Here is a 5336-nt window from a genome sequence, read left to right on the forward strand (position 1 = left end):
GACGCGATCGTGCGCGACTGCGAGGCGATGCGGGAGCACCTGGGCGCCACCACGTGGAGCGTGCTCGGGCAGTCGTTCGGCGGCTTCACGACCCTGGCCTACCTCTCCACCGACGCCGCCGCTCTCGAAGACGTCTTCATCACGGGTGGTCTCAGCGCCGTCGGACGCCACCCCGACGATGTCTACGCGCTCTGCTACGACAAGATGCGCGACGCGTCCGAGCGCTACTACCGCCGATTCCCGGAGCACCGCGACGCCATGCGGCGACTCGTCGATCTTGCGGATGCCGGTGGCATCGTCCTTCCCGACGGCGAGGTGGTCTCCCGCTCGCGCCTGCGGTCGGTGGGGTCGGCGCTGGGCACCAACGACGGGTGGCAGACCCTGTGGTCGATCCTGGAGCGCGATCCGTCCTCGAACGCCTTCCGGTACGACCTGATGCACGCGATGCCCTACGACGGCCGCAACCCGCTGTACTTCGCGTTCCACGAATCGAGCTACGCCGACGGCCATGCCACCCGTTGGTCGGCCGAGCGCACCGAGCCGACAGACTTCCGCGACGACCCGACGCTGTTCACCGGCGAGCACATCCGCCGCGAGTGGACCGAGACGGTGCCCGCGTTCCAGCCGTGGCGCGATGTCGCCCTCCACCTCGCCGAGTTCGAGTGGCCGAGCATCTACGATGCCGCCGCCATCTCGGCATCGGGTGCGACCGGTGCGGCCGCGGTCTACATCAACGACGTCTACGTGCCCTACGAGTTCTCTCTCGAGACCGCGAAGCTGCTCCCGGGCGTGCAGCTCTGGCAGACGAGTGAGCACGAGCACAACGGCCTGCGCAGCGGACCGGTGCTGTCCCACCTGATCGACCTCGCCCACGGCCGCCGCGTGCGCTGAGCTTCTCCTCCTCGAGGAGGATGCCGTCCGCACGCCTGGCGCCTACTCTGGTGCCATGAAGGACGTGATGGCATGGTCGACGCTGGTACTCGTGCTCGCAATGGGGCCCGGTCTGCTTGTCTTCGGCATGATGCACACCTTCTCGCGTAAACCGGTCGAGAAGAAGTACGAGCACGTCGCGAACGGCGGGCTGGTGGGAGTCTTCGATAGCGTGTGGTCGCCTACCGCTCACGAGGCGAGCCAGGAGCGCGACAGGCAGACGCGACGAACGGCACCGGCGCCCTCGCCCGGAGACCCTCCAAACAGGATCGACGCAGGCCGCATCATCATCGACATCTGAGAACGAAGAAGGCCCCACGCTCCGAGGAGCATGGGGCCTTCTTCGTGACGGTCGTTACTTGGACGAGCCGCCGAAGCCCTTGAAACGCTGGTTGAACTTCTCGACGCGGCCGGCCGAGTCCATGATGCGCTGCTTGCCCGTGTAGAACGGGTGCGAAGCCGAGGAGATCTCGACGTCGATGACGGGGTACTCCACGCCGTCCAGCTCCATGGTCTTGTCGCTCGACACGGTCGAACGGGTGAGGAACGTCTCGCCCGATCCGAGGTCGCGGAACACGACAGCCTTGTACTCGGGGTGAATGTCAGTCTTCATGGGATTCCTTAGTTGCTGCCCTGGATTGTGCCAGGGACGAGGGAAGTCTGCGGTGCAGAGAGCACCAAGGGTCGATTCTATCAGACGCTCATCAGGATGCTGCGCGTGCCGCGTAGCGTCCGTCTTCGCTGGTGAGCACGATCGGCATGCCGAAGGTGTCGGTGAGCGCCTCCGCGGTGAGCGTCTCGGCGATCGGTCCTGCAGCCACGACGGCACCGTCGCGGATCAGCATGACGTGGGTGAACCCCACGGGGATCTCCTCCACGTGGTGCGTCACCATGAGCATGGCCGGGGTCGTCGGGGAGGAGGCGTAGCCGCTGAGGAGCGCGAGGAGCTCTTCTCTGGAGCCGAGATCGAGCGATGCCGTGGGCTCGTCGAGCAGCAGGAGCTCCGGGTCGGTCATCACGGCGCGCGCGATCTGGACGCGCTTCTGCTCGCCGTCGCTGAGCGTGCCGAAGGTGCGGTCGGCCAGGTGGTCGAGGCGCCAGTCGGCGAGGACACGGAGCGCGCGACGCTCATCGATGTCCTCGTAGCTCTCGTTCCATCGGCCGAGCACCGAGTAGGCGGCAGTGAGCACGGTGTTGAGGACCGTCTCGTCACGAGGGACCCGCTTGGCCATCGCCGAGGAGGCGAACCCGATACGTGGACGCACCTCGAACACGTCGGTGCGGCCGAGGGTCTCCCCCAGCACCGTCACCGTTCCGGCGGTCGGGTGCATGAGCGTGTCGGCCAGCTGCAGGAGCGTCGTCTTGCCCGCGCCGTTCGGGCCGAGGATCACCCATCGCTGATCATCGTCGACCTGCCAGGTCACGTGATCGATGATGTTGCGCCCCTCACGGCGCACGACGACGTCAGTGAATTCCAGAGCGCTCGGCATGTCCCCAGCCTATCGGCTCAGGCGGTCAGCTCCGCGTAGAGCGCGCGCGTCGTCTCGGCGATCGCCGCCCAGCTGAACTCGTTGCGCGCCCGCTCGCGTCCGGCCTCGCCGTAGGCGCGTGCTCCCTCCGGATCCATCGCCACCTCGGTGAGCACGGCGGCCAGATCCGCGATGTAACGCTGCGGATCGACCGGTGTGCCCGTGCCGTCCTGTACCTGCTCGATCGGGACGAGACGCCCGGTGACGCCGTCGGCGACGACCTCCGGGATCCCGCCGGTCGCCGTTCCCACCACGGCAGCACCACACGCCATGGCCTCGAGGTTCACGATGCCCAGCGGCTCGTAGATCGACGGGCAGACGAACGTCGTCGCTGCCGTCAAGATGGCGGACAGTTCGTCCCGCGGCAGCATCCGCTCGATCCAGATCACGCCGTCGCGGTTCTGCTGGAGCAGGCGCACCCCCTCCTGCACCTCGGCCATGATCTCCGGCGTGTCCGGAGCGCCGGCGCAGAGCACTAGCTGCACCTCCGGAGGGAGCAGCCGCGCAGCCTGCAGCAGATAGGGCAGCCCCTTCTGCCTCGTGATGCGTCCTACGAAGACCACCGAAGGACGGTCCGGATCCATCCCGATCGAGCGCAGGAACGACTCGTCCTGCACAGGGCGCCAGCGTTCGACGTCGATTCCGTTGTGGATCACCCGGACCTTCGCCGGGTCGACCTGCGGGTAGCTGCGCAGGATGTCGGCGCGCATCCCTGCGCTCACGGCGATCACGGCTGCGGCGTTCTCATAGGCCAGTCGCTCGATCCCGCTCGAGACGGCGTAACCGCCCCCGAGCTGCTCCGCCTTCCACGGCCGCAGGGGCTCGAGGCTGTGCGCTGTGAGGACGTGCGGGATGCCGTGCAGCTGGGAGGCGAGGTGACCGGCGAAGTTCGCGTACCAGGTGTGACTGTGCACCAGGTCGGCGTCGGTGATGGCCGAGACGATCTCCAGATCGGTGCCGAGCGTCTGCAATGCGGCATTCGCCCCCGCGAGCTCCACGGGCGTGCGGTACGCGAAGGTACCCGCCTCGTCTCGGGGAGCGCCGAACGCGCGCACCTGCACGTCCACGTGCTCCCTGAGGGCCGCGACGAGCTCGGCGACGTGCACGCCGGCACCGCCGTAGACCTCCGGCGGGTACTCCTTCGTGATCATTTCAACTCGCATGTCTGAACGCTAGTACAGCGACGACGAAGGCATCTATGGTGGAGCCATGTCCGCTCCAAAGAAGGTCTTCGGGATCATCCTCGCCGGCGGCGAGGGCAAGCGCCTCATGCCCCTCACGGTCGACAGAGCGAAACCCGCAGTGCCGTTCGGCGGACAGTACCGGCTCATCGACTTCGCCATCTCGAACCTCATCAATTCGGGACTGCGCCAGATCGTCGTGCTGACGCAGTACAAGTCCCACAGCCTCGACCGGCACATCTCGCAGACGTGGCGGATGTCGGCCCTGCTCGACTCGTACGTCACGTCCGTGCCCGCGCAGCAGCGCCTGGGCAAGCGGTGGTTCTCCGGCTCTGCCGACGCGATCCTGCAGAGCATGAACCTCATCAACGACGAGAAGCCCGACATCGTCGTGGTGATCGGCGCCGACCACGTCTACCGCATGGACTTCCGTCAGATGCTCGAAGCCCACATCGAGTCCGGCGCGAAAGCGACCGTCGCCGGCATCCGTCAGCCGCTCGCCCTCGCGTCGCAGTTCGGCGTGATCGACGCCGACGCGGAATCGGGACGGATCAAGCAGTTCCTGGAGAAGCCGACCGACATCGCAGGTCTCGAGGACTCCCCCCACGAGGTGCTCGCCTCGATGGGCAACTACATCTTCGACGCCGACGCGCTGATCGCCGCCGTCGAGGCAGACGGGGAGTCCCCCGTGTCGGGGCACGACATGGGTGGCGACATCGTCCCCTATTTCGTCGAGCGCGGCGAGGCCGGCTACTACGACATGAAGCAGAACGAGGTCCCCGGCTCCTCGCCGCGCGACCGCTCGTACTGGCGAGACGTGGGGACGATCGACTCGTTCTACGACGCGCACCGCGATCTGATCTCCACCCTGCCCATCTTCAACCTCTACAACATGGAGTGGCCGATCCACTCGCAGGCTGTCAACTCCCCGCCGGCGAAGTTCGTCCGCGACTCGGTCGGTCGCATCGGCAACGCGATCGACTCGATCGTCTCGCTCGGATCCGTGCTGTCCGGTACCCACCTGGAACGCAGCGTTGTGGGTCCGTGGACCCTGGCGGGGGGCGGATCGACCATCACGGACTCGGTCGTCTTCGACCACGTGCACGTCGGGCAGGGGGCGCGCATCCATCGGGCGATCCTCGACAAGAACGTGGTGCTGGCCGATGGCGCGACGGTCGGCGTCGATCGCGAACGCGACCTGGCCCGTGGTTTCACCGTCACCGAATCCGGCATCACGGTCGTCGGCAAGGGCGTCTTCATCGAACGCTGAGTGCGTCACGGAGCACGCCGACCGTCCCGGTGATCGCTAGGCTCGACGGGTGACTGCCGCGCGTTTCCTCGTCGTCCTCGATGCCGATTCCACCCTCATCCGCAATGAGGTGATCGAGTTGCTTGCCGACGAAGCCGGACGGCGCTCCGAAGTGCAGGCCGCTACGGAGGCGGCGATGCGCGGCGAGGTCGATTTCGCGACGAGCCTGCGCTCCCGAGTGGCGGCACTCGAAGGCGTTCCCGTCTCGGCGTTCGAGCGTGTCCGGGCACGGATCGAGCCCACCCCCGGGGTACGTGAACTCACCGCGGCCGTCCACGACCGCGGAGGTGTCGTCGGCGTCGTCTCGGGAGGCTTCCACGAGATCCTCGACAGCGTCGCCCCCGAGCTCGGCGTCGATCGCTGGCGAGCGAACCGCCTCGACGTCGC

7 protein-coding genes are annotated in these 5336 nt (G+C 67.2%); 4 read left to right on the forward strand and 3 right to left on the reverse strand.

Annotated features, from left to right (window positions below):
• On the forward strand, positions 1–891 hold an 891-nt coding region (locus tag KZA10_RS07450; RefSeq protein ID WP_218682545.1), incomplete at its 5' end, for an alpha/beta fold hydrolase.
• Between the two features lie 55 nt (positions 892–946).
• A complete protein-coding gene (locus KZA10_RS07455) occupies positions 947–1231 on the forward strand; it encodes a hypothetical protein (protein ID WP_141387671.1) in 285 nt (94 codons plus the stop codon).
• 54 nt (positions 1232–1285) lie between these two features.
• On the opposite strand, the gene KZA10_RS07460 is transcribed toward KZA10_RS07455, so the two are convergent.
• From KZA10_RS07460 to glgA, 3 genes are all read right to left on the reverse strand, one after another.
• Positions 1286–1543: a type B 50S ribosomal protein L31 gene (locus KZA10_RS07460; RefSeq protein WP_017830426.1), complete on the reverse strand. Its 258-nt coding sequence runs from the start codon at positions 1541–1543 to the stop codon at positions 1286–1288.
• Between the two features lie 91 nt (positions 1544–1634).
• Positions 1635–2420, reverse strand: a complete 786-nt coding sequence (locus tag KZA10_RS07465; RefSeq protein WP_017830425.1) for an ABC transporter ATP-binding protein — start codon at positions 2418–2420, stop codon at positions 1635–1637.
• A gap of 17 nt (positions 2421–2437) precedes the next feature.
• Positions 2438–3622: a glycogen synthase gene (gene glgA / locus KZA10_RS07470; RefSeq protein WP_218682546.1), complete on the reverse strand. Its 1185-nt coding sequence runs from the start codon at positions 3620–3622 to the stop codon at positions 2438–2440.
• A gap of 46 nt (positions 3623–3668) precedes the next feature.
• On the opposite strand from glgA, the gene glgC reads away from it, so the two are divergent.
• Together glgC and KZA10_RS07480 are read left to right on the forward strand one after the other, a co-directional pair.
• On the forward strand, positions 3669–4910 hold the full coding sequence (gene glgC / locus KZA10_RS07475; protein ID WP_218682547.1) for a glucose-1-phosphate adenylyltransferase: 1242 nt from the start codon (positions 3669–3671) through the stop codon (positions 4908–4910).
• Between the two features lie 49 nt (positions 4911–4959).
• Positions 4960–5336: HAD-IB family phosphatase (locus KZA10_RS07480; protein WP_218682548.1), on the forward strand; the 377-nt coding region annotated here is incomplete at its 3' end.

This window comes from Microbacterium sp. BF1, from assembly GCF_019279095.1.
GTDB lineage: Bacteria > Actinomycetota > Actinomycetes > Actinomycetales > Microbacteriaceae > Microbacterium > Microbacterium maritypicum.